This is a genomic window from Streptomyces sp. NPDC102514 (assembly GCF_055584525.1).
Window position 1 is genome coordinate 500,996 of the sequence record NZ_JBVJLW010000004.1, and the last position, 23,775, is coordinate 524,770.

15 protein-coding genes are annotated in these 23,775 nt (G+C 72.2%); 9 read left to right on the plus strand and 6 right to left on the minus strand.

Annotated elements, in window-relative coordinates; translation table 11 throughout:
* Nucleotides 1–131: 131 nt before the first annotated feature.
* From ACZ60E_RS13580 to ACZ60E_RS13595, 4 genes are all read right to left on the minus strand, one after another.
* A complete protein-coding gene (locus ACZ60E_RS13580) occupies nt 132–5,543 on the minus strand; it encodes a hypothetical protein (protein WP_469440194.1) in 5,412 nt (1,803 codons plus the stop codon).
* A 185-nt stretch (nt 5,544–5,728) separates the two neighbouring features.
* Nucleotides 5,729–7,753, minus strand: coding sequence for an ATP-binding protein (locus tag ACZ60E_RS13585; protein ID WP_469440196.1), 2,025 nt, complete (start codon nt 7,751–7,753; stop codon nt 5,729–5,731).
* Entirely contained in the window at nt 7,750–8,463 is a 714-nt protein-coding gene (locus ACZ60E_RS13590; protein WP_453792967.1) for a Pvc16 family protein, read from the minus strand. Before ACZ60E_RS13590 ends, ACZ60E_RS13585 begins: the two co-directional genes overlap by 4 nt.
* Before the next feature lie 244 nt (nt 8,464–8,707).
* Nucleotides 8,708–9,376 (minus strand): helix-turn-helix transcriptional regulator, encoded by a 669-nt coding sequence (locus ACZ60E_RS13595; RefSeq protein ID WP_107018048.1) that lies wholly within the window; start codon nt 9,374–9,376, stop codon nt 8,708–8,710.
* A gap of 242 nt (nt 9,377–9,618) precedes the next feature.
* Between ACZ60E_RS13595 and ACZ60E_RS13600 the strand changes: the two genes are divergently transcribed.
* Both ACZ60E_RS13600 and ACZ60E_RS13605 read left to right on the plus strand, forming a co-directional pair.
* Nucleotides 9,619–12,774 (plus strand): helix-turn-helix transcriptional regulator, encoded by a 3,156-nt coding sequence (locus ACZ60E_RS13600; protein WP_469440198.1) that lies wholly within the window; start codon nt 9,619–9,621, stop codon nt 12,772–12,774.
* Nucleotides 12,775–12,842: 68 nt separating this feature from the next.
* A complete protein-coding gene (locus ACZ60E_RS13605; RefSeq protein WP_453792969.1) occupies nt 12,843–13,367 on the plus strand; it encodes a GNAT family N-acetyltransferase in 525 nt (174 codons plus the stop codon).
* Between the two features lie 291 nt (nt 13,368–13,658).
* Here ACZ60E_RS13605 and ACZ60E_RS13610 read toward each other — a convergent pair whose 3' ends face one another.
* On the minus strand, nt 13,659–15,947 hold the full coding sequence (locus ACZ60E_RS13610; RefSeq protein ID WP_469440199.1) for a (Fe-S)-binding protein: 2,289 nt from the start codon (nt 15,945–15,947) through the stop codon (nt 13,659–13,661).
* A gap of 561 nt (nt 15,948–16,508) precedes the next feature.
* Here ACZ60E_RS13610 and dnaK point away from each other — a divergent pair.
* The 5 genes from dnaK (at nt 16,509) to ACZ60E_RS13635 (ending at nt 21,591) form a co-directional block, all read left to right on the plus strand.
* Nucleotides 16,509–18,374, plus strand: a complete 1,866-nt coding sequence (gene dnaK / locus ACZ60E_RS13615) for a molecular chaperone DnaK (protein ID WP_384805924.1) — start codon at nt 16,509–16,511, stop codon at nt 18,372–18,374.
* Nucleotides 18,371–19,054: a nucleotide exchange factor GrpE gene (grpE, locus tag ACZ60E_RS13620; protein WP_384805922.1), complete on the plus strand. Its 684-nt coding sequence runs from the start codon at nt 18,371–18,373 to the stop codon at nt 19,052–19,054. The genes dnaK and grpE overlap by 4 nt, the downstream gene beginning before the upstream one ends.
* 87 nt (nt 19,055–19,141) lie before the next feature.
* Nucleotides 19,142–20,344: a molecular chaperone DnaJ gene (gene dnaJ, locus ACZ60E_RS13625; protein ID WP_107018053.1), complete on the plus strand. Its 1,203-nt coding sequence runs from the start codon at nt 19,142–19,144 to the stop codon at nt 20,342–20,344.
* A 7-nt stretch (nt 20,345–20,351) separates the two neighbouring features.
* Complete coding sequence (locus ACZ60E_RS13630; RefSeq protein ID WP_107018054.1) at nt 20,352–20,825, plus strand: heat shock protein transcriptional repressor HspR; 474 nt, start codon at nt 20,352–20,354, stop codon at nt 20,823–20,825.
* Between the two features lie 178 nt (nt 20,826–21,003).
* Nucleotides 21,004–21,591, plus strand: a complete 588-nt coding sequence (locus tag ACZ60E_RS13635; protein ID WP_469440202.1) for a hypothetical protein — start codon at nt 21,004–21,006, stop codon at nt 21,589–21,591.
* 30 nt (nt 21,592–21,621) lie between these two features.
* Here the strand turns inward: ACZ60E_RS13635 and ACZ60E_RS13640 are convergent, their stop codons facing one another.
* Nucleotides 21,622–22,395, minus strand: coding sequence for a class I SAM-dependent methyltransferase (locus tag ACZ60E_RS13640; protein WP_469440204.1), 774 nt, complete (start codon nt 22,393–22,395; stop codon nt 21,622–21,624).
* Nucleotides 22,396–22,662: 267 nt separating this feature from the next.
* Between ACZ60E_RS13640 and ACZ60E_RS13645 the strand changes: the two genes are divergently transcribed.
* Both ACZ60E_RS13645 and ACZ60E_RS13650 read left to right on the plus strand, forming a co-directional pair.
* A complete protein-coding gene (locus tag ACZ60E_RS13645; protein WP_384805915.1) occupies nt 22,663–22,878 on the plus strand; it encodes a DUF6243 family protein in 216 nt (71 codons plus the stop codon).
* Nucleotides 22,879–23,060: 182 nt separating this feature from the next.
* Nucleotides 23,061–23,693 carry a Uma2 family endonuclease gene (locus ACZ60E_RS13650; RefSeq protein ID WP_469440207.1) on the plus strand — a complete coding sequence of 211 codons (633 nt, stop codon included), beginning with the start codon at nt 23,061–23,063 and terminating at the stop codon, nt 23,691–23,693.
* The last annotated feature ends 82 nt before the right edge of the window (nt 23,694–23,775 follow it).

Genomic DNA, 23,775 nt, shown 5'->3' on the forward strand with positions numbered 1-23,775 from the left:
CGGTGGGGGGCTGGCCTCAAGGATTGCGCAGTTCCCCGCGCCCCTGAAGGGGCGCGGGGAACTGCCCAATCTTTTGTCTTTGAGGGGCGCGGGGAACTGCGCGAACGGCCCCCACCGGGGCGCGGATCCGATCAAGCCGTTGCTGCCGTGTTCGCCTTTTTTTCTGTCAAGTGGGACTGTGGATCCGCCAGTTTGGACGCGTTGGCCGGGTCCCGGAGCATGCGGCGGACCGCCGGCGCCGGCATCCGGACCACCACCGGCCGCGGGAGCGTGAACTCCCGTACGCCGACCGACCGCCGCCCACCCGGCCCGCGTTCCGAGACCCGCGCCACCACCCGCACGTCGAGCGTGAACTGCACCAGCACCGACTCGAACTTCGGCTTGTGCAACGGCATCGACCCGGCCGCGTTCGCATGCGCGTCGGCCGCGCTGCCGGCCCCGTCGACGTTGCCGAGCAGCTGGTTCATCCGGAACTCCGTGGCGTTCAGCACCCCCGCCCCGACGATCCCCCGCGCAGACTTCGCATGCTCGGCCGACTGCTGGCTGTCCACCCCGGTGGGCCGCGGCGCGTCCAGTCCGCTCTGCGCCACCGTCTCGAACGTCATCTTGTCGCCGACCCCCAGCACCCGCCCGCCGCGCAGCCGCGCGTGCAGCGAGGTACGCAGGTCCTGGCCCCGCAGACCGCTCGCGTGCACGGGCGGCAGGTCCACCCCCGCGGAGGTCAGCAGCGGCAGCGCCGAGATGAGCCATTCCGTGGACACCGCCTCGCGCTGGACGTGGGCGGCGGCGTCGCCCTGCTTGCCGTACCGCTTGCTGCCGCCCGCCTCCCGTACCGTGTCGTCGATCAGTTTCCGGATGTCCGGCGCGCCCTGGAAGCCGTTGACCTGCGCCTCCATCGGCAGGGCCACCCCGCCGTCGTGCCAGGGCCCCGTCCGGTCGGCACGGGCGTCCTCACGGCCGGGCGGAACCGGCCGCCCCGCACCCTGCTGCCCTTGCTGCTGATCCTGCTGATCCTGCTGATCCTGCCGGACCGGCTGCAGCCGGTTCAGGGCCGTGAGGTCGTTCTGCAGGATGCGGTGGGTCAGCTGCTGGCCGCTCAGCTGCGCCAGCCCCAGTCGGCCCTTGGACGAGTGCAGTTCGAGCGACGCCGTGATCGGGACGTTCATGCGCACCGAGCGCGCCGAGGCCTCGGCGACGGTCTTGATCCCCAGCTGGGCACGGCCGACGGACGCGGTCTTCTTCGCGTCGCTGTAGCCGAGGCCGAGCCCGGCCGCGCCGCCGACGTTCTTCAGCTGGCCGCCGCCGTTCTCGGGCTTCGCGGCCCCGGCGAAGACGGCCTCGACCCCGCGCGCGTCCGCCTTCTCCCGGCCGTTCGCCCGCTGCGCCGAGGCCGAGGTGATGTACTCCATGTCCCCGGGGCCCTGGTCCAGCGTCTCGGCCTGGGTGCCAGGCCCGTTGCGGCTGACCTTGAACACCGCCCGGTACGGCGTCCTGCGCCCGTCCAGCAGTTCCACGGTGACGCCGCCGTCCATGGCGCCGGAGAGCAGCCCGGCGGCCCCGTCCTTGTCGAGGATCCGCAGCAACCGCTGCACGTTGTCGTTGCGGTCCTTGAGCTGCTGCCTGGGCAGCAGGCTCTCGGCCAGGCTCTTGTCCCGGCGGCCGAGGCTGCCGCGGAGCTGTTCCAGGAGGGGGACGAAGTCGGGCAGGTTCTCGATCGCGCCGAAGCCGAGGGGGAGGTCCCGGGACAGCTGGGGCTGCGGGGCCGGGGCGCCGCTCTCCCGGCCGCCCTGCTCGTCCCGCCCGTCGCCGGCAGCCACCTTCCCCGCGGCCTTCCCGGCGGCCTTGTCCGCCCCCTTCTCCTGCGCCTTACCCTGAGTCTTCGGCTTCGCCTTCGCCGCCGATTTCTCCGGTGCCTCCTCCGCAGTCCTCTCGCCCGGTACGCGCAGCTTCGACGCCCTCAGCTGGTCCGCGGTGAGCCACACGGCCGCCGCTCCCGGCAGACTCCGCTCGGACTTCGACACGTACGGGCCGCCGCCGGTGACCCCGACCTCGGCGACCATCCGGACCACCAGATCGCAGTGGACCAGATAGAGGGGCTGGGTGCGTGAGGTGTGGGCGTTGCGCTCGACCGTGCCGGCCAGCGTCGACGCCGTGGACGAGCCCTCACTGAGGGTGCGGCCCGCCGAGACGCCCTCACCGGCCCGCCATTCGGCGCCGTTCTGCATGCCCACGGCTCCGGCCTGCACCGATGTGCTCGTACTCTCGGACTCCTGCCCGGTGGCCTGGTGGCCGCCGAGGACGAAGCTCTCCGTGCCGGGCCCCGTGGCCCGGTGCACGACCTTCGGGTTGGCCAGCGCGAACCGCGTACCCACCGCGCCGGTGAGCCCGGCGGTCCGGCGCGGGTAACGCAGGTTCTTCACGACCCAGCCGGAGGACACGGCCTGCCGCAGTGCCGCGGTGACGGCCTGCGGACTGAACCGCTCCTCGATGGCGAGCCGCGGCGCCAGGCCCTCGGTGGCCAGGGCCTTGTCCTCGCGCAGTGTCCTGTTGCGGGCGGCGGCCCCGGCCAGCAGCTCGAACGCGAGGTCCCGGATGGGCTGCCCGTCGCCGAGGGTCTCCACCAGCGTCCAGTCCCGTACCCGCCGCGAGGCCATCGCCCGCGGTTCCATGCCCGCGAGGTCGCCGATGCCCTCGGCGGCGAAGGTCCGCCGCGGCGGCCCGTGCCCGGCCGTCCGGGCCGCGACGGAGGCGTCCAGCTTCTGCTTCTCGTCGGTGTCCATGGTGAACCCGGCCGGGGTGAGCAGGCGTACGTCCTGGTCCTCCAGCTCCACCGAGCCGATGTGCTTCGCCTCGGGCACGTCCCGGCCCGGCAGGCCCGGTGTCAGGGTGCGCTTGGCCTTGCGTTCGCGGGTCGTCATGGTGACGTCCACGTCGAGGTGCAGGGAGCCGTCGAAGGCGGCGGCGTCCTCGGAGCCGTTGGTCAGGATGTCCGAGCGGGTCGTCGGGCCGCCCTGGCCGCGCCGCGCGCCGGTCTTCGTCCGGTCGGCCCGCACGGAGGCGTTCAGCGCGGAGGGGATGATCCGGAACTGGCCGAGCACCATGCCGCCCACCGACCGCGAACTGGCGCGCCCGCTCTGGACGTTGCTGGTGACACCGGCGTGGCTGCGGACGAGCCAGTCCTTGACGTCACCGGCGTACGTGGTGTTGTCGAGCCTGCCGGTGACCTTGATCTGCACGTCGTGCGCGTGCATCCGGGACTTGCGCCGCATCCGTACGCGGATACCGCTGGAGAGCAACTGGTCCTTGTTGACGGCCAGGTTGGTGTCCGACAGGACGGTCAGCAGCTCGCGGTAGTTGCCCCGCTGCGCCTCGGCCTCCTCCGGGCTCGTCTTCCCGGGCTCCCGTCCGGCGCCGAAGGCCGGGAGATACCCGGCCAGTTGCGGGTCGGTGGCGAACAGCCGCCGGACGCCCGAGAGCAGCGGGCCGGTGTCCAGCCGGCTGATCGCGACGCTCGATCCCATGGCCCCGAAGGGCAGATGGCGCTCGATGTCCGGTGCGGCCTCCTCGGACTCGGAGGTCACGTCGGAGGCCCGCGCCTTGCCCTTGCCCTGGCCGGGGTCGGACTCGGAGCCCGTCCCCTGGGCGGGGGTGGCCTTCGGTTTCCTGACCATCTCGTCCGCGACGACGCCCGAGGGCAGCGGCAGACCGAGCTCCTGGGCCTCGTCGGCCCGCAGGCTCAGCCACACGTTCATCGAGTGGGTCGCCGTCCGGTCGCCCATCCGGGCCTTCATGGCGGGCGAGAGCGGTCCGGTGCCCTCGACGGTGAGCACCACCGTGCCCTGGTAGAGCACCTTGTCGCCGCGGACCTCGGCGCCCTGGCGGCTGGAGACCGTCTGCTCGGACACGGTGAAGCGGGCGCTCTTCGCCCCGAAGGTCGGCATGGCCGTGGCGCGGACCGCCGCGGCGTTCGCCAGCACCCCGACCCCGATGGCGGGGCCCACACCGAACGTACCGCCGCGTCCCTTGCCGGCGGTGTCCGTCACCGAGTGCTGCGCCTGCTGATGCGTACGCAGCTGGGTCTTGCCGATCTTCCAGGCGGGCGTCATCGAACCGATCGCGGCCCGCATCCGGTACGTACCCACCGCGCTGCCGTCCTTGGCGGTCAGATCCTCGCCGACGACCTCCTGGCGCAGCAGCCGGGGCATGTCCTCCAGGACGGTGGTGGGGGAGGTGGCGTCGTACAGCCGGGCGCGGCCGGGGGCGCCCGGCGAGGTCAGCGAGGGGTGCAGCACGGAACGGACCTTGTCGAACAGGCCGTTGCCGCCCTCGTGCGGGGCCGCGGTGTCGGTGACCGCGACCGGGGCCAGGCTGTCGGCCCGCGCGACCTTCCGTGCGGTGCGCGCGGACAGCCGCGCCGCCCGCGGTGGCGTACCGCCGGACGCGCCCGCGGCCGTGGAGGCGGGGACCAGGTGCTCGGTGGGGACGCGCAGGGTGAGCGTGCCCGTGCCGCTGAACGACTTCACCTCGGCGGCGTCCTGCTTCTTGATCCGTACGCCGTACCGGACCTGGCGGAGCAGTTCGACGGAGCCCTTGTCGCTGCGCAGGACGCGCGGTTCGGCCACGCTCTTCTGGGTGCGGGACTCCCGCGCGGACTGGAACGGCTGGGCGTTCGCCATGACCGCGCCGCCGAGCCAGACGCCGGGCACGACCGGCGCGAGGCCGAAGGCCGTCAGACCGGCGCCGCGGCTCGCGGAGTTGCCCGCGGTGTGGCCCACCGTGGCCTGGGTGTTGTGCTGGACGTCCACCTTGGTGGCCGCGCCCTCGGCCTCCCGGGCCATCGCGGCCCGCGCCGCCGCCCGGTCACCGGCCCGGCCGGCCGTCTTCGCGCGCGCCTTGAGGACCTCCGCGGAGACGAAGGTCTCGGGCCGGTCCTCGGGGGCGGGGGAGATGGTGACGGTGACGTCGTACCAGTCCTTGCCGTTCGGGCCCGCCACGGAGAAGGCGCGGCCCTGCCCGTAGAAGGTCTCCGGGCGGCCGGCCAGTTCCTCCTTGATCTCGGCGACGGTCCCGTCGGAGTGCCCGAGGGCGGTGGCCAGCGCGGTGCCCACGATCTCGTGGCCGGTCGGCTGCCGGGCGGTGGACAGCCCGGCCGCGGTCAGGTCCCGCAGATACGGCGGCAGGCCGAGCGGCTCCGGTTCGGGGGCGCTCTCCTCGCCTTCCGCGATGCTGGGCAGCACGGACCGCAGCCGGGTGGCGGGGGCGTGTTCGGGCAGTTCCTCGATGGACGACAGCCCGGCGGATCCGGGTGCCTGCGCGGTGCGTGAGGGGCCCGCGACCGTCCGCCCGGCCTCACCGGGCGGGGTGCCGAGCAGCCGGGCCCGGTGCGGGTTCCTGCCGTGCAGTGCCCTGGACGCCGCCGCGTTCCCCGCGCTCTGCTGCAGCGCGAGCAGCGCGCGCGGTTCCGGGCCGCCGGGTACGGAGGACTTCGGCACCGTCCCGGGCGCCTTGTCCTGGTCGTTCGACGCCTGCCGCTGTCGGCGCACAGTGAGCCGTCCCCACCACGGGGACACCCCCGCACGTCTGCCGTTCCGGATCCGTCCGAGAGGCAGCGTAACCACTGTGATGGGTGAGAAAGGGCAGGTCACATGGGGTGTCAGCTGATCGAGGTCCGCGGCTCACCGAGGGGTCGGCCGTAGTTCACCCGGGCGTCACACGAGCCCCTGTGCGACTACCAGTTGCCCTCTCCGGGGACCAGCCGGCCCGCCTTGCGGTACTCGCGCTCGGCGCCCTCGCGCAGGTCCGCCGTCGTGACCGGGGCGCCGCGTCCGGCGGCGGCGTAGGCGGCGGTGACGACCGCGCTGCGGATCGAGCCGCCCGCCAGCTCGAAGGCCTCAGCGACCGCGGAGGGGTCGGTGCCCTCCTCGCACGGCACCGCGGCGAGGCTGTGCCGCCACAGGGCGAGGCGCTGCCCGGGGTCGGGGAACGGGAAGTCGATCACCAGGTCGAGGCGGCGGGTGAACGCCTCGTCGATGTTGGCACGCAGGTTGGTGGTGAGCAGGGCGATGCCGTCGAAGGACTCCAGGCGCTGGAGCAGGTAGGCGCTCTCCATGTTGGCGTACTTGTCGTGGGAGTCCTTGACCTCGGAGCGCTTGCCGAAGACCGCGTCCGCCTCGTCGAAGAGCAGCACCGCGTCCGTGCGGTCGGCCTCGGTGAAGATCCGCTCCAGGTTCTTCTCGGTCTCGCCGACGAACTTGTCGACGATCGAGGAGAGCTGCACCACGTACAGGTCCAGGCCCAGTTCGGCGGCGACGACCTCGGCCGACAGGGTCTTGCCGGTGCCGGAGTCGCCCGCGAAGAGGCCGAGGACACCGCGGCCCCGGCCGCCGCCGGCGCTGAGCCGCCAGTCGCCGAGGACCTGGTCGCGGTGGCGGGCGCGCAGGGCCAGTTCGTGCAGCTGCACGAGGGGCTTGTCGGGCAGTACGAGGTCCTCCCAGCCCACGTCGGGCCTGATCCGCCGGGCATGCTGCTCGAGCCCGGAGGCGGACTGCTGCCGTGCGGCGAGCCGCAGATGCGCGGCGGTGACCGGGGTGCCGTCGAAGACGGCGAGGGTCTGGGCGGCCTGCGCGGCCCGCAGGATGCGGTCGCCGCCGAGCCGGTAGGGGGCCACTGTGGCGGCGAGGTCGAAGCCGGGCTCGTGCCGCAGGGCGGCCGACCAGACATCCACCGCGCCGGCCCGCTGCCGGGGCGCGTCGAGGACCAGCGGGTCGTGCTCGCTCCACTGCGGGTCGTACGGCCGCGACCCGGTGAGCAGCACGGGCACCCCGGAGTGCGCCAGCGCCCGCACCAGCGAGCCGGGTTTCTCCGGCAGGGCGGACGCGACGACGGCGGCGTCGCGCAGCCGCGCCTCACGCAGGAGTTCGGGTACGCGGTCCTCGGGGCCCGTGAAGTGCAGGGCCTCGTACCCGGCGGTCCGCAGGGCCGCGGCGGCGCCGGCGAGCCCGTCGCCCTCGCGGTGTTCGCGCAGATAGACGGTCAGGGGCGCGGTGCTCAGCCGGGCGGCCAGTTTGGCGGTGAACCCGTCGTCCTGCGAGGGCGCCGCGGTCGCCAGCGGGTGGACGTGGCCGACGAGCGCCGGGTCGAGGGTGTCGTCGCCGAGCAGATGCGCGATGAGCCGGTCGGGTACGCGCAACGCCCGGCTGAGGAAGGGGCGTTCGGGGTCCTCGACGCTCAGCAGGCCGAGCGCGGTCAGGGGCGCCGAGGGATGGAAACGCGCTCGTGCCCAGGCGAAGTACACGGGCAGCCCGCACAGGTCGAGGGCGAGCCCGGTGGTGGCCCGGCGCCTGCTGACGTCGTCGTTGAGGTACCCGTACAGCGACTCGAAGGAGCGCTCCAGGTCGGGGGCGAGGGCGATCAGCAGGATCCGCAGGTCCAGCTCGGTGAGCCCGAGCCGCACCGCGAGCTGTTCCAGCCGGTCGGCCCCGCCGCCCTCGTACGCCGGCCCGTCCCCGTCCCCGTCCCCGTCTGCGTCCGCGTCCCGGTCGCCCGGCTCGTCCTCGAAGGCGGAGGGGTACGAGGGCGTCGTGGGCCCCAGCAGGTGCCGTACGGCCTCGTCGGAGAGGTACAGGCCGCGCAGCGGATCGCCCGCCGTGGGGTCCTGGGCGGTGCGCTCGTCGACCAACTCGCCGACGCGGTCGCGCAGTCGGGCCAGCCGGAACAGGAGCGTGTCGGACGTGAGCGGGGCGTGTGCGGTCACTTCTTCGGTTCTCCGGTGGTGTCGTGCCGGCCGGAGCCGTCGTGCTGCCCTGTGTCCGCGCGTGTCCCGGTGCCCAGGGGCGAGGACTTGAGGTGCCGTGGCCGGTGCCGGCGCTCCTCCGAACCCTCCAGCGAGCCGTCGATGCCGCGTATGCGCACGCCCGCGCCCTCCGTGACCGGGGGACCGGCGTCGTACTCGGGGTAGGCCGGGAAGGGCGCGGTGACGACGAGGTCCAGGGACGGCTTCAGCTCGCCGCCCATCGCGGACCAGATCTCGGCCAGCGACCGGGACTCGGTGTGCAGCCCGGCCACCGTGAGCGGGATCGACATGCCCAGCGCGCCGAGCGGGCCCGGCAGTTCGCTCGCGGGCATCAGCTCGTGCGGCAGCAGGGTCGCCAACGCCGCCGAGAGCAGCCGGTGTTCGTCCAGCGGCTGCTTCGTCCACGCGGTGACCAGGTACGACAGCCGGAACCAGCGGGGCGGCTGACGGCGGCGGACGACGATGTCGCGGTCGTCGCGCACGGCGGTGTGGCCGCGCTGGCGCCGGGAGACGTCCTCGCGGATGTCGTACAAGTACGTGTTGATGGTCGGCGCGTTGCGCCGGGCCGCCCAGTCGCGGGTCGGGGCCTCGAAGGAGACGTCGATGCCGGACCCGGCCAGCGCACCGCCCCCGAGCAGCCGCTTGAGGACCTCGTCCACCTCGTGGATCACCGTCGCGCTCCCGCCCTGCCGTGCCGTGCCCTGCCGTACCGCCACCGATGCCGGCGCGGCTGTTCCGCGGCGACACCGCAACCGCTGTCGTGGACCGCTGTTGTCACCGATTGACCGCTGTCGTGACCGACGACCGCTGTCGTAACCGATCGTGCCTCCGAAGGCCCCGTCTCCGCAGGCACGCCGGGGACGACAGGCGGGCACAGAGTGCTGCCCCCGCGTCCGTCCACGACTGCCCGTTCGATCAGATGTAGCCTTCGCGGAGGGCATGTGCCACCGCATGCGCCCGGTTGCGCAGATGCAGCCGGGTGGTGAGCCCGTGCATCACGTTCTTGACGGTCCGTTCGGAGTAGGACAGCTTGCTGGCGATCTCCCCGGTGTCCAGCCCCTCGGCGACGAGCCTCAGCACGTCCACCTCACGCGGTGCGAGTCCCGAGGAAGGGGCCCCGGGATGGCTGCTCGCCGTGCGGTGCAGCGAGCCCACCTGGCTGATCAGCCGGCCGAGCAGATCGGCGGGCAGATCGCCGTCGCCCCGGGAGGCCGCGACGACCGCCTGCACCAGCCGGTGCGCGGTGGCCTCGTGGCGCCACACGATGGCGCCGACCCCGCACTCGATGACATCGAGCAGCTCGGTCTCGCGGATCATGCTCACCACGAGGACGGCACGGGCACCCTCGCTGCGCACCAGTCTGCGCAGCCGGGACAGCGCGGCCTCGTCCAGCGTCTCGCTGATCAACAGGGCGACGGTGTCGGGGCCGGTCTCGGTCTCCTCGCGGAGGTCGATCACCGGGTGCTGCCGCAGTTGGCTGAGCGCTCCCTCCCGGGTGATCGGGTCCGAGGCGTGTACCGCCACCGGTATTCGGGACTCGGGCTCTGCCGTGCCCGGAGCCGCGGTCCCAAATGAGCTGCGCAACGGACTCCCCTATGTTCACGAGCCCGTCACCTCTGTGGCGTCCGTGACGGGCGTGCGGTCATCACACTTCTGGGGGCCGTGTGTCCTGCGCAATCGTGGAGCACCACGAGACACACCACGAGATCGGAAACCGGATCGGAAACGACGTTGCACAAATGACAGTGGGTCATCTCACGCAACGGGAACCGCCCGTTCCGCCGTCCCACTCAGTGGGCCGCACCACGGCCGCGAGGGAGGCAGGGATGTACGTACCACTGCTTGAGCGTCGTCAAACCCTGGAACTGGTGGCCGCCGAGGCCGCGCGCGCCCGCGCCGGGACCGGCCGTCTGGTGCTGCTGCGGGGTGCCACCGGTACGGGCCGTTCCGCGCTCCTCGAAGCCGCCGCCGAGCAGGCGGAGTCGGCCGGGATGCGGGTGCTGCGGGCCCGCTGCTCACCCGACGACACGGCTCTGCCCTTCTCGGCGGTACGTCAACTGCTGGGCCCGGATGCGGAGTTCGCCGAGTCCCGTGAGGTGCCGGACGAACGGGCCCGGGGGGCCTGGCTGTGGCGGCTGCTGCGGTCGTTCACGACCGGGCCGCCGCTCCTGGTGGCCGTGGACGACGTCCACCTCGCGGACGACGCCTCGCGGCGCTGGCTCGTCGACGCGGCCCGACGGGTCGACCGTTTACCGGTGTTGCTCGTGGCGACCGAGCGCAGCCAGTACGACATCGACGCACCGTCGGCGGGCCTCGCCCACACGCTCTCCCCCGCCCTGGTGCGCACGCTCACTCTGTCTCCGCTCGGGGTCGACTCCACGACACAGCTGGTCCGTTCGGACTTCGGCACGGTCCCGCGGTCGTGGGTGGAGGACTGCGTACGGGCGGGCGCGGGCAGCCCGCTGCTGCTGCGCGCCCTGCTGGACGACCTGCGCGGCACTCTTCCGGCCACGGTGCCGAAGGCGAGCGCCGCGCTGTACCCGGGCGCGTACCAGGCCGCGGTCTCCTGGTGGCTGGACAGCGCGGGCCCCGCCACGACGGAGGTGGCCCGAACCCTGGCCACACTGGACACCGCGTTGCCGGGCCGCCCCCCTCGGACACGGTTCGACACACCGAACGGCGGGACGGCCGACGCCGGTTCCCCGGACGGGGCACGGGGGCACGGGGCCGATGCCCCGGCTGGTGTTTCTGTTCCCGCCGACGCGGATTCCGGTGCCGGAGGCGCAGGGGCAGGCACGCCCGCCGCGAGCCGGCCCGGCGGCGGTACGGGCTTCCCGGAGGCGGGCGACTCCGCCCACGGAGACCCGCCGGAGGATGGCAGGGCCCGGCCTTCGGAGGCGGCCCGCCCCTCCGTCAACGGCTCCGTCATCAACGGCTCTTCCCACGAGGGGCCTCCCGCTGACGGCTCGTCAAGCGCCGTCCCCTCGGAGAGCGGCGAAGCCCCGGACGCCACGGCTCCCGGCGACCCGCCCCCGGACGACGCCGCCACGCACGAGCTCGCCGAGCTGCTCGGGGAAGTCACCGATGCCGACCCCGCCCGGGTCGTGGGGTGGCTGACCGCCATGACGCGACTGGGGGTGCTGCGGGTCGGGGACGACGGGCGGCCCCGCTATGCCCATCCCCTGTTGCGGGACGCGGTGTTGAGCGGCTGGCCCGTGGCCCGGCGCCGCGCCGCGCACCGCAGGGCCGCCGAGGTCATGCTGCGGCGCGGCGAGCGCGCCGAGATCGTGGCGGGCCAGTTGCTGCGGGCCGACGCCGTCGGCGAGCCCTGGGTCACCGGCGTCCTGCTGGACGCCTCCGCCGTCGCCGTCCACGACGGCCGCACCGCCGACGCCCTCCCCTACCTGCGCCGCGCCCTGGACGAACCCCTCCCCGACGACCACCGGCAGCGGCTCCTCACCGAACTCGGCTCCCTGGAGTACGCCACCGTCCGCTCCTCGGCCGGCATACCCCGCCTCGCCGAAGCGGTACGCCTGCCCGGCGTCCCGCAGGACCGGGTGCGCGCGGCCGTCGCCCTGGGCACGGCACTGGCCGGCCGGGGCGAGGCCCGCGCCGCCGTCGACGTCCTGCGGTCACTGGACTCCCAGCTCACGGGCCACCCCGACCTGGCCCGCACCGTGCAGATCGCCTCCGCGCTGCTCTCCGACCAGGACCACGAGATCAGGCAGGAGGTCTACCGCTGGCTGCGGGAGAGCGCGGGCCGCTCACCGCGCCTGGTCGGCACCGCGGGCCAGGCCCTGCTCGTCCGGTACGAGGCCACGGCGGGCCTGCTCCCGGCGGACGCCGCCATGAAACGCGTACGAGCCCTCCTCGCGGAGCCCGTCGAACCGCTCGCGGAGCCCTTCCTGCTGGGTACGGCCGCCGCCGTCGCCCAGTGGGCCGACGAACTCGAAGAGGCCGAGCGGCTCGTCGGACGCGGCCTCGCCCGGCAGCGCCCGTCCCTGCTGCACCCGATGCACCGCGCCCTGCTGAACGTCCGCGCCGACATCGCCGCCGCCCGCGGCGACTACGCGCGCCTGCTCTCCGGCCCCGAGGCCCGCCCGTCGCCCGGCTCCCGGCTGGGCCCCGGCAACGGCCAGGCCCACGCCGTGGTCGCGCTCGTCGAGACCGGCCGAGTGGTGGAGGCCCGCCGCCTCGCGGGCGGCTTCGACCTGCGGGAGGCGAAGGACTCCTGGGAGGTGAACCGGTTCCTGTACGCCCGGGGAGTGCTGCGGGCCGCCGGCGGAGACCCGGCGGGCGCCCTCGACGACTTCCTCGAATGCGGACGCCGCCAGTCGGCGCGTGACGTGGTGAGCCCGGTCGTCACCCCCTGGCGGACCGCCTCGGCGGAGTGCCGGCTGGAGCTCGGCCGCCCCCGGGAGGCGCTGGAACTGGCCGAGGAGGAACTGCGCCTGGCCCAGGTGTGGAACACCCCGCGACCGGTGGGCCGCGCCCTGCGGGTCCTCGGCATGGCCACCGGCGGCCGGCGCGGCCTGGAACTCGCCGACCAGTCCGTACGCGTACTGCGGGACGCCTCCGCGGACGTCCCGCTCGACACGGAACTGATCCCCGCACTGATCGCGCAGGGCCGCCAACTCACCGCCGCCGGGGACCGGGCCCGCGCCCGCGACTGCCTGCGGGAGGCGGCCGAACGCGCCGAACGGCTGGGCGCCGTACGGCTGCGGGCCACGGCCGAGCAGGCCCTGCGCGAGGGCGGCGCCCGCCGCACCGCGACGGCGCTCACCGGCTCGGGCGCCCTCACCGGCAGCGAACGCCGGATAGCCGAGCTGGCCGCCGACGGCCGGACGAACACGGAGATCGCGGAACTGCTGCACCTCGCGCGCCGCACCGTGGAGACCCATCTGACCAGCACCTACCGCAAGCTGGGCATCCGCCGCCGGGGCGAACTGACGACCGCGCTCGGCGGCCGGCGTGGCGGCTGACGGCACGGGCGCCCGCGCGGCCGGATATCTCTTTGCGGTGCCCCGCCCCCGCCTCCCACACTGACCCGGTGCTGACACGACGTGAGACCCCCGCCGACGTATCCGCCGCACGTGCCGTGATCGCGGCGGCCTTCGCCGGGCCGGACACCCCGGACCCGGTGGAGGCGACCCTGCTCGACGCACTGCGCACCTGCGAGGGCTGGCTGCCCGAGCTGTCGTACGTGGCGATCGACAACGGGGGCGAGCGGGACGAGGTCGTCGGACACGTCGTCTGCACGCGCGGACACATCGACGGCGTACCCGCCCTCGGACTCGGCCCGATCGGCGTGCGCCCCGACGCGCAGGGCCTCGGCACCGGCCTCGCCCTGATGCACGCGGTGCTCGGCGCGGCGGACGCCCTCGGCGAACCGCTCGTCGCCCTGCTCGGCAGCCCCGCCTACTACGGCCGCTTCGGCTTCCGCCCCGGCACCGACCTCGGCATCCTGCCGCCCGACCCGGCCTGGGGCACGTACTTCCAGATCCGCACCCTGACGACGTACGCCCCGAACCTGCGAGGCACCTTCAAATACGCGAAGCCGTTCGACAACGTCTGACCGACGGCCCACCGCTCTGACCGGCAGGCAACACGCTTTCAGGCCCACGAAACCGTCCGACGACGTCTGACCGGCAGCGCGCCGCTTTCAGACCCGCGAAACCGTCCGACGACATCTGACCGGCGGCGCGCCGCTTTCAGGGGCGCGAAACCGTCCGACGACATCTGACCGGCGGCGCGCCGCTTTTAGGGGCGCGGGGAACTGCGCGAACGGCCCCCACCGGCGGTCGGCCGAAAACGAAACGAGCGGCCCCCCGCCGCTTCCCGGCAGGGCACCGCTCGCTTCGAACCGCTACTTGACCGGTTCCGGCTGCGGCTCGCTCTCCGCCTCGGCCGCACCCGCCGGAGGCTCCTCCGGCAGGGTCCTGACCGAGTCGAGCAGCAGCTGAGCCACGTCCACGACCTGCACGGACTCCTTGGCCTTGCCGTCGTTCTTCTTGCCGTTGACCGAGTCGGTCAGCATGACGAGGCAGAACGGGCAGGCGGTCGAGACGATGTCCGGGTCGAGGGACAGCGCCTCATCCACACGCTCGTTGTTGATGCGCTTGCCGATCCGCTCCTCCATCCACATCCGCGCACCACCCGCACCGCAGCAGAAGCCGCGCTCCTTGTGGCGGTGCATCTCCTGCTGGCGCAGGCCGGGGACGGCGGACATGATCTCGCGCGGGGGCGTGTAGATCTTGTTGTGCCGGCCCAGGTAGCAGGGGTCGTGGTAGGTGATGAGGCCGTCGACCGGGGTCACCGGGACCAGCTTGCCCTCGTCGATGAGGTGCTGGAGCAGCTGGGTGTGGTGGATGACCTCGTAGTCGCCGCCGAGCTGCGGGTACTCGTTGCCGAGGGTGTTGAGGCAGTGCGGGCAGGTCGCGACGATCTTCTTCGCGGACTTCGGCTTCTTCGACTCCGCGGTGACCTTGCCGTCGTCGTCCATCTCCTCGCCGAAGGCGGCGTTGAGGGACATGACGTTCTCCATGCCGAGTTCCTGGAACAGGGGCTCGTTGCCGAGGCGGCGGGCGGAGTCACCGGTGCACTTCTCGTCGCCGCCCATGATGGCGAACGTGACGCCCGCCATGTGCAGCAGCTCGGCGAAGGCCTTGGTGGTCTTCTTGGCCCGGTCCTCCAGGGCGCCGGCGCAGCCGACCCAGTACAGGTACTCGACCTCGGCCAGATCCTCGATGTCCCGTCCGACGACCGGGATCTCGAAGTCGACCTCCTTGGTCCACTCCAGGCGCTGCTTCTTGGCGAGCCCCCAGGGGTTGCCCTTCTTCTCCAGGTTCTTGAGCATCGTCCCGGCCTCGGACGGGAACGCGCTCTCGATCATCACCTGGTAGCGGCGCATGTCGACGATGTGGTCGATGTGCTCGATGTCGACGGGGCACTGCTCGACGCAGGCGCCGCAGGTGGTGCAGGACCACAGGACGTCGGGGTCGATGACCCCGTTCTCCTCAAGGGTCCCGATGAGGGGCCGCTCGGCCTCCGCGAGGGCGGCGGCGGGCACGTCCTTCAACTGCTCGGCGGAGGCCTTCTCGTTGCCCTCCATGTCCTTGCCGCCGCCCGCGAGGAGGTACGGGGCCTTGGCGTGCGCGTGGTCGCGCAGCGACATGATGAGCAGCTTCGGGGAGAGCGGCTTGCCGGTGTTCCAGGCGGGGCACTGCGACTGGCAGCGCCCGCACTCGGTGCACGTGGAGAAGTCGAGCAGGCCCTTCCAGGAGAACTGCTCCACCTGGCTGACACCGAAGACGTCGTCGTCACCGGGGTCGGTGAAGTCGATCGGCTTGCCGCCGGAGGTCATGGGCAGCAGCCCGCCCAGCGCGGTGCCACCCTCCGCGTTCCGCTTGAACCAGATGTTCGGGAAGGCGAGGAAGCGGTGCCAGGCGACACCCATGTTGGTGTTGAGCGAGACGACGATCATCCACACGAAGGACGTGCCGATCTTGATCGTCGCGACGAGGTAGACCAGGTTCTGCAGGGTGCTCAGGCCGAGGCCCTTGAAGGCCAGGACCAGGGGGTACGAGGCGAAGTACGCGGCCTCGTAGCCCTCGACGTGGTGGATCGCGCCCTCCAGGCCGCGCAGCACGTAGATGGCGAGGCCGATGGTGAGGATGACGTACTCGACGAAGTAGGCCTGGCCCGACTTGGAGCCCGCGAACCGGGACTTGCGGCCGGCCCGGGAGGGCAGGCTCAGCAGCCGGATGGCCATGAGCACGGCGATGCCCAGGATCGTCATCACGCCGATGAACTCGATGTAGAGCTCGAACGGCAGGAACCCGCCGATGACCGGCAGCACCCAGTCGGCCTGGAAGAGCTGGCCGAAGGCCTGGACGAGGGTGGGCGGCAGGGTCAGGAAGCCGATGGCCACGAACCAGTGGGCGAAGCCGACGATGCCCCATCGGTTCATCCGGGTATGACCGAGGAATTCCTTCACCAGCGTGACACTGCGCTGGTACGGGTTGTCGGTGCGGGTTCCGGCGGGGACCGGCTGGCCGAGCTTGAAGTACCGGACGAACTGGCCGATGGCGCGTGCGATGAGCGCGACGCCGACCACGGTCAGGACCAGCGACACGATGATCGCGGCGAGTTGCATTTCGGGGCTCCTCGGGCCTGCGAGGGTCATTACTGAGCGGTAGCTTACGCAGTCCTACGAGACTACCCATTCCTATGCCCGCACTGTAGTCAGCAGCACGGTGATCTGCGTCGCTGAGGCATACCTGGGTACGCGTGGCGGGGCTCGCGTGTCGGGTGCGGCTCCGGTGGGGCTTGCCCGCGCAGTTCCCCGCGCCCCTCAAGATCAAAAGCCGGGGCGCAGCCCCGCTTTTAAGGGGCGCGGGGAACGGCGCGCTCAACCCCCACACACCCGCACCCAACAACGGCGGGACGCGTTTTTCAGGGGCGCGGGGAACGGCGCGAACGGCCCCCACCGGACCCGCACCTGGCGATGGCGAGACCGCGGTATTTAGGGGCGCGGGGAACGGCGCGGCCAGCCCCCGCCGGGCCCGAAGGGGGAAGCGGACCGCAGGTCAGGGGGCAGTGTGCGCGTAAGCAAGAGATAAGAGTTGAGCCCCCACGACTCACCTCTGTTGACCACGCGGCAAGCGTCATGCACACTTGAGTCCGTTCCACTCAAGTCATTGCTGGAGGAATTGAAATGGCACGTGCGGTCGGCATCGACCTGGGCACGACTAACTCCGTCGTCAGCGTTCTGGAGGGCGGTGAGCCCACCGTCATCACCAACGCCGAGGGCGCCAGGACCACGCCGTCCGTCGTCGCCTTCGCCAAGAACGGCGAGGTGCTCGTCGGCGAGGTCGCGAAGCGCCAGGCGGTCACGAACGTGGACCGGACCATCAGGTCGGTCAAGCGTCACATGGGCACGGACTGGAAGATCGAGCTCGACGGCAAGCACTTCAACCCGCAGCAGATGAGCGCCTTCATCCTGCAGAAGCTGAAGCGCGACGCCGAGGCGTACCTGGGCGAGAAGGTGGCCGACGCGGTCATCACCGTCCCGGCGTACTTCAACGACTCCGAGCGTCAGGCGACGAAGGAGGCCGGCGAGATCGCGGGCCTGAACGTCCTGCGCATCGTGAACGAGCCGACCGCCGCCGCCCTGGCGTACGGCCTCGACAAGGACGACCAGACGATCCTCGTCTTCGACCTCGGTGGCGGCACGTTCGACGTGTCCCTCCTGGAGATCGGCGACGGCGTCGTCGAGGTGAAGGCCACCAACGGTGACAACCACCTCGGTGGTGACGACTGGGACCAGCGGGTCGTCGACTACCTGGTGAAGCAGTTCGCGTCCGGCCACGGTGTGGACCTGGGCAAGGACAAGATGGCCCTCCAGCGTCTCCGTGAGGCCGCCGAGAAGGCCAAGATCGAGCTGTCCTCCTCCACGGAGACCTCGATCAACCTGCCGTACATCACGGCCTCCGCCGAGGGCCCGCTGCACCTGGACGAGAAGCTCACGCGCGCCCAGTTCCAGCAGCTCACGGCCGACCTGTTGGAGCGCTGCAAGACGCCGTTCCACAACGTCATCAAGGACGCCGGCATCCAGCTGAGCGAGATCGACCACGTCGTTCTCGTCGGTGGCTCCACCCGTATGCCCGCCGTGGCCGAGCTCGTCAAGGAGCTGACCGGCGGCCAGGACGCCAACAAGGGCGTCAACCCGGACGAGGTCGTCGCCATCGGCGCCGCCCTGCAGGCCGGTGTCCTCAAGGGTGAGGTCAAGGACGTCCTGCTCCTCGACGTGACCCCGCTGTCCCTCGGTATCGAGACCAAGGGAGGGATCATGACGAAGCTCATCGAGCGCAACACCACGATCCCGACCAAGCGGTCCGAGATCTTCACGACGGCCGAGGACAACCAGCCGTCCGTCCAGATCCAGGTCTACCAGGGCGAGCGCGAGATCGCGGCGTACAACAAGAAGCTCGGGATGTTCGAGCTGACCGGTCTGCCGCCGGCCCCGCGCGGAGTCCCGCAGATCGAGGTCGCGTTCGACATCGACGCCAACGGCATCATGCACGTGACCGCGAAGGACCTCGGCACGGGCAAGGAGCAGAAGATGACCGTCACCGGCGGCTCCTCGCTGCCGAAGGACGAGGTCGACCGCATGCGCCAGGAGGCCGAGCAGTACGCGGACGAGGACCACCGCCGCCGCGAGGCCGCCGAGGCCCGCAACCAGGGCGAGCAGCTCGTCTACCAGACGGAGAAGTTCCTCAAGGACAACGAGGACAAGGTCCCCGGCGACGTCAAGACCGAGGTCGAGACGAGTGTCGAGGAGCTGAAGGCCGCGCTCAAGGGCGAGGACACCGCCGAGATCCGTACGGCCACCGAGAAGGTCGCCGCCGTCTCCCAGAAGCTGGGCCAGGCGATGTACGCCGACGCGCAGGCTTCCCAGGGTGCCGCGGGCGCCGAGGCCCCGGGCGCCGGCCCGGACGCCGGTGCCAAGGCCGCCGACGACGACGTGGTCGACGCGGAGATCGTCGACGAGGACCGTGACCGCAAGGACGGTGCCGCGTGACGGAGGAGACCCCGGGCTTCGACGAGCAGCCCGACGTCCCCTCCGGCGCCACCCCTGAAGACGCCGAGCCGAAGGCCGCCCCCTCCTCCGCGGAGGACGGGGCGGCCCCGGCCGGGGACACGGCAGCAGCTCAGTCAGCAGCCCAGATCGCAGGCCTGACGGCCCAGCTGGACCAGGTTCGTACGGCGCTCAATGAACGTACGGCGGACGTTCAGCGGCTCCAGGCCGAGTACCAGAACTACCGCCGCCGGGTCGAGCGCGACCGGATCGCGGTCAAGGAACTCGCCATCGCGAGCCTCCTGACCGAGCTCCTGCCCGTGCTCGACGACATCGGCCGCGCGCGGGAACACGGCGAACTGCTCGGCGGTTTCAAGTCGGTGGCGGAGTCGCTGGAGACCGTCGCGGCCAAGATGGGCCTGCAGCAGTTCGGCAAGGAGGGCGAGCCCTTCGACCCGATGATCCACGAGGCCCTGATGCACTCGTACGCGCCGGACGTCACGGAGACGACGTGCGTGGCGATTCTGCAGCCGGGGTATCGCTTCGGCGAGCGCACCATCCGCCCCGCGCGGGTGGCGGTCGCCGAGCCGCAGCCGGGAGCGCAGCCCGCCAAGGGCGACGAGACGGATGCGGGGACCGCGGCGGCCGACGACAAGGAGAGCGGTGGCCCGGACGAGGGCTGACGTGAAACAGGGCGTACGCGCGCCCCTTTGCACGGAGAACGTCGAGCGCGTACGTGACGGTGGCGTACGGAAGGAGGGGCGTCGAGGATGAGCACCAAGGACTTCATCGAGAAGGACTACTACAAGGTCCTCGGCGTCCCCAAGGACGCCACCGAGGCCGAGATCAAGAAGGCGTACCGCAAGCTCGCCCGCGAGTTCCACCCGGACGCCAACAAGGGGAACGCGCGCGCCGAGGAGCGCTTCAAGGAGATCTCCGAGGCGAACGACATCCTCGGGGACCCCAAGAAGCGCAAGGAGTACGACGAGGCCCGCACCCTCTTCGGCAACGGCGGCTTCCGTCCCGGCCCGGCCGGTTCGGGCGGCTCCTTCAACTTCGACCTGGGGGACCTCTTCGGAGGCGGCCCCCAGGGCGGAGCGGGCGGCGGCGGTCCGCAGGGCGGGGCCGGTGGCTTCGGCGGCGGCATAGGGGACGTCTTCGGCGGACTCTTCAACCGCGGCGGTGCGGGCCCCGGTGCCCGGACGCAGCCGCGGCGCGGCCAGGACATCGACACCGAGGTCACGCTCAGCTTCACGGAGGCGGTGGACGGCGCGACCGTCCCGCTCCGGATGACCTCGCAGTCGCCCTGCAAGGCCTGTTCGGGCACCGGCGACAAGAACGGCACACCGCGCGTGTGCCCGACCTGCGTCGGCACCGGCCAGGTGGCGCGCGGTTCGGGCGGCGGGTTCTCGCTGACCGACCCGTGCCCCGACTGCAAGGGCCGCGGCCTGATCGCGGAGCACGCGTGCGCGGTCTGCAGCGGCTCGGGACGCGCCAAGTCGTCCCGGACCATGCAGGTCCGTATCCCCGCCGGGGTGTCGGACAGCCAGCGCATCCGGCTCCGCGGCAAGGGCGCGCCGGGCGAACGGGGCGGCCCGTCGGGCGACCTGTACGTCACGGTGCACGTGGACACGCACCCGGTCTTCGGCCGCAAGGGCGACAACCTCACCGTCACCGTGCCCGTCACCTTCACGGAGGCGGCACTGGGCGGCGAGGTCCGCGTGCCCACGCTCGGGGGGCCTCCGGTCACCCTGAAACTGCCGCCGGGCACGCCCAACGGCCGTACGATGCGGGCCCGCGGCAAGGGCGCGGTCCGCAAGGACGGCTCGCGCGGCGACCTGTTGGTCACCGTCGAGGTGAGTGTTCCGGCGGACCTGACGGGGAAGGCTCGTGACGCGCTGGAGGCGTATCGCGAGGCGACCGCGGAGGAGGATCCGCGGGCCGAGCTGTTCCAGGCCGCGAAGGGAGCATGAGGACATCATGGACGCACCCGGACGCCGTCGGCAGAACTCCTTCACCGGCAGGGCCTACGAGCTGACGGAAGAAACACCGGTGTACGTCATCTCGGTGGCCGCTCAGCTCTCCGGTCTGCACCCGCAGACGCTGCGTCAGTACGACCGCCTCGGCCTGGTCTCCCCGGACCGCACGGCCGGGCGCGGCCGGCGCTACTCGGCCCGCGACATCGAACTGCTGCGCACCGTCCAGCAGTTGTCGCAGGACGAGGGCATCAACCTCGCCGGCATCAAACGCATCATCGAGCTGGAGAACCAGGTCGCCGCACTCCAGTCCCGGGTCGCGGAACTGTCGTCGGCCCTGGAGGGCGCGGCGGCGACCATGCAGCAGCGCGAGGCCGCGGTGCACGCCTCGTACCGCCGCGACCTGGTCCCGTACCAGGAGGTCCAGCAGACGAGCGCGCTGGTGGTGTGGCGCCCCAAGCGCCCGCCGACGGACTGAGCCGGTCACGCAGGTCACGCCGTCCGAGGGGCCCGGAGGTTCGACACGAACCTCCGGGCCCCTCGCGTTTCCTGTGCGGGTCCGCCAACCGGGCCGGTTCCCGGTTCGCCCCGGGATGGCTGCGGGCCGGCGGCGCCGGATGCCTGGACGCTGGTGGTCGCCCCAGCGAGGAGACCCCGTGGACGATCCCGGCCGCCGCTACCGTCGCCGTCGCCGCGAAGCGGCCCAGGACGCGACCGGCCGGGCGGGAACGGCCGGCATCGGCCTCTCCGCGGTCCTGGCCTTCGCGCTGGCGCAGGGCTCCTGGCAGTGGTTCGCCACGTACATCGGGGTGACGCTCCTCGCGGTGATCGTCTCCTCCTGCCGCCCGCCGGCGCGGACACCCGGCCCCCGATCTGCGTACCTGCGCGACCTGACGGCGTACTCGCTGGTCATCGGCCTGTGCGCGGCGATCGCACTGGCCCCGATGCTGCAACGCTGGAAGTGGCTGCTCCCGATGCCGGGCACCCGGGCCGACTGTCCGGCGCTGGGCACGTACGAGAGCATCCGCACGGAAGCGGCCCTGGCCGACCTGGCGAACCGGGACACCGCGTCCCTGTCCCAGGCCCAGCACGCCCAGAGCCACGAGGCCGTGGCGGACTGCCTGTCCGCGACGACGACCCTGTGGCTTCCGGTGTACGCGGTGGGGGTGGCGGTGTCGGTGGGGCTGGGCGTGTGGGCCGCAGGCCGCATCCGGTCGCGGAGGCGGACGGTGACGGCGACCTGATGGCCCGCGCCCGGCCGTGGACCCGGCCGGTCAGGAGTCCGCTTCCGGCCGCTGCGCGACGAAGACGAACTCGCGGCCGGGACGGTCGGGGGCGTCGCGGACGTCCCGCACCACATAACCCTGGGCCCGCAGATCCGACTCGATCTCCCGCCGCTCACGAAAACGCAGCGTCGAATCCGACGTCAGCTCCTGCCCGTCCGCGGCGAACACATAGGTGTGGCGGAAGGACACCAACTGGCCGTCGATCCCGGTCGGATCGGTCCAGGACTCGACGGCACCCACCCCCGGGATCTCCGTCACGCCGTACGAGGCCTCGCGGTTCCACTCCTCCCAGGCGCGCCGCGCCGGATCACGCGTCTCGAAGACGAGATGCCCGCCGGGCCGCAGGGCCTCGTAGGCGCCCCGCAGGGTGCCGTGCCACGCCCGGTCGTCGACGATCTGCTGGGCCACGTTCGCCGTCATCGTCGCGAGGTCGACGCGCAGGGGCGGGAGCGCGGTGGCGTCCCCGTGGAGCCAACGCACCTGCTCACCACCGGGTTTGGCGCGGGCCACGTCGAGGGACGCCCGCGCCGGATCGACCCCGACGACCTCGATCCCGCGCGCGGCGAGCAGCAGCGCGAACACCCCGGTCCCGCACCCGATGTCGAGCACGCGACGCGCCCCGAACTCCGCGACGACACGGACGTATGCGTCGAGGTCGCCGCGATCGGGATCGAGCGGGTCGTAGACGGCGGCGAGGCGGGGGTGCGCGAAGGCCTCGTCGGCACCGCCGAGGGACGACTTCCGCCGGTCCGGCTCAGGCACGCGGGCCTCCCTGGAGGGTGTGGAGGAGACGCTGGACGAGGGGGCAACGATACGTCGACGGGGTGTGAGGCTCTCGTCACGCCCGTAGGGGCGGTGAAAATCGTGGTGTGCGGGGCGGGCGGAACCGGGTAACGTCCTTGGCATGTTCTTCCAGACGCCGATTTACGAGTGAGAGCGTGACGGGCCCCCGCTGACGTCCTTCGATGTCGCCGCCCGTCCCCCACCGACGAATCCGTAGATCACTTCACATCAGCACCGGGAGAACCCGTGACCGTCAGCAAGAACATCAACAACCCCGTGGGCCAGGGCGGCGGCCAGCGCAAGAAGCAGTCCCGCGCCGAACGGGCGAACAACGGCCCGTACCGCAACCTCGACCGCCAGGGCGCGGCCGACCAGAAGGCCGAGCTGGTGCGCAAGATGCGCGAGAAGGCAGCCGCGGCCGAGGCCGCCCGCACGTCGGACGACGACAGCGCGCAGAGCTGACGCGTCCCGGACCGGCGGACGAACAGACAGACAGGCAGACGGCAGGGCCCGGACCGCGACGCGCGGTCCGGGCCCTGCTGCCGTGTACGGGCTCGGCCCGGTGAGTCGTTTCTGCTTCGCCGGTTCGGGTGAATCGACGGCGTTTTCGCAGGTGAGCCCGCATTTACGAGACACTTGTGATCATGACCGAGACCAGGACCGAGCCCCCCTGCCCGCCCGAGATCGGGCCCGGCCTCGACGAGGTCCGGTGGCAGGCATGGGAGGCCATGGAACTCCCCGAGGGCTACCGGGCCGAGATCGTCGAAGGAGCCATCGAAGTGTCACCCACGGGCCGCTACGCGCACAGCCAGACCGTCTTCCTCCTCCAGGAGGCGCTGGGAGGCTTTCTGAAGGGCGGGGACTTCGCCGCCCGGAACGACACGAACGTCGTCCACGCGGGCTGTGTATGGGTGCCGGACCTGTTCATCGTCCCCAGGGACACGGAGCGGTACGTCACCGCCGACGGCGTGGGGATCACCGCGGCCGCCGTCCGGCTGGTCGCGGGGGTCGTCTCCCCGGACGTCCGCCGCCAGGAGCGCGACCGTGTCAGGAAGCGCCGCGAGTACGCCCGCGCCGCCATCCCCGTGTACGTCGTCATCGACGCCCACGACGACCGGGGCACCGTGACCGTCCTCACCGAGCCCCGCCCCGACCGGGCCGACTGGGTGGGCGTCCACCGCGTGCCCTTCGGCACCGAGGTCACCATCCCCGAGGGCCCCGCCAAGGGCCTGATCATCACGGAGGCGATCACGGGGCCTGCGCGGGCCGCTGATTGACCCCCTGAATGACGGTGAACCGCTGCAGCGCGAGCCGCAGTGGTTCCGGCCCCACGTGGATGCCCCCGTCGAAGGGTGGTTC

Coding starts and splice junctions, on each gene's coding strand:
- ACZ60E_RS13630 (WP_107018054.1), top strand. CDS start 20,352: ATGGACGCACCCGGACGCCGTCGGCAGAACTCCTTCACCGGCAGGGCC.
- ACZ60E_RS13650 (WP_469440207.1), top strand. CDS start 23,061: ATGACCGAGACCAGGACCGAGCCCCCCTGCCCGCCCGAGATCGGGCCC.
- dnaK (WP_384805924.1), top strand. CDS start 16,509: ATGGCACGTGCGGTCGGCATCGACCTGGGCACGACTAACTCCGTCGTC.
- ACZ60E_RS13610 (WP_469440199.1), bottom strand. CDS start 15,947: ATGCAACTCGCCGCGATCATCGTGTCGCTGGTCCTGACCGTGGTCGGC.
- dnaJ (WP_107018053.1), top strand. CDS start 19,142: ATGAGCACCAAGGACTTCATCGAGAAGGACTACTACAAGGTCCTCGGC.
- ACZ60E_RS13600 (WP_469440198.1), top strand. CDS start 9,619: ATGTACGTACCACTGCTTGAGCGTCGTCAAACCCTGGAACTGGTGGCC.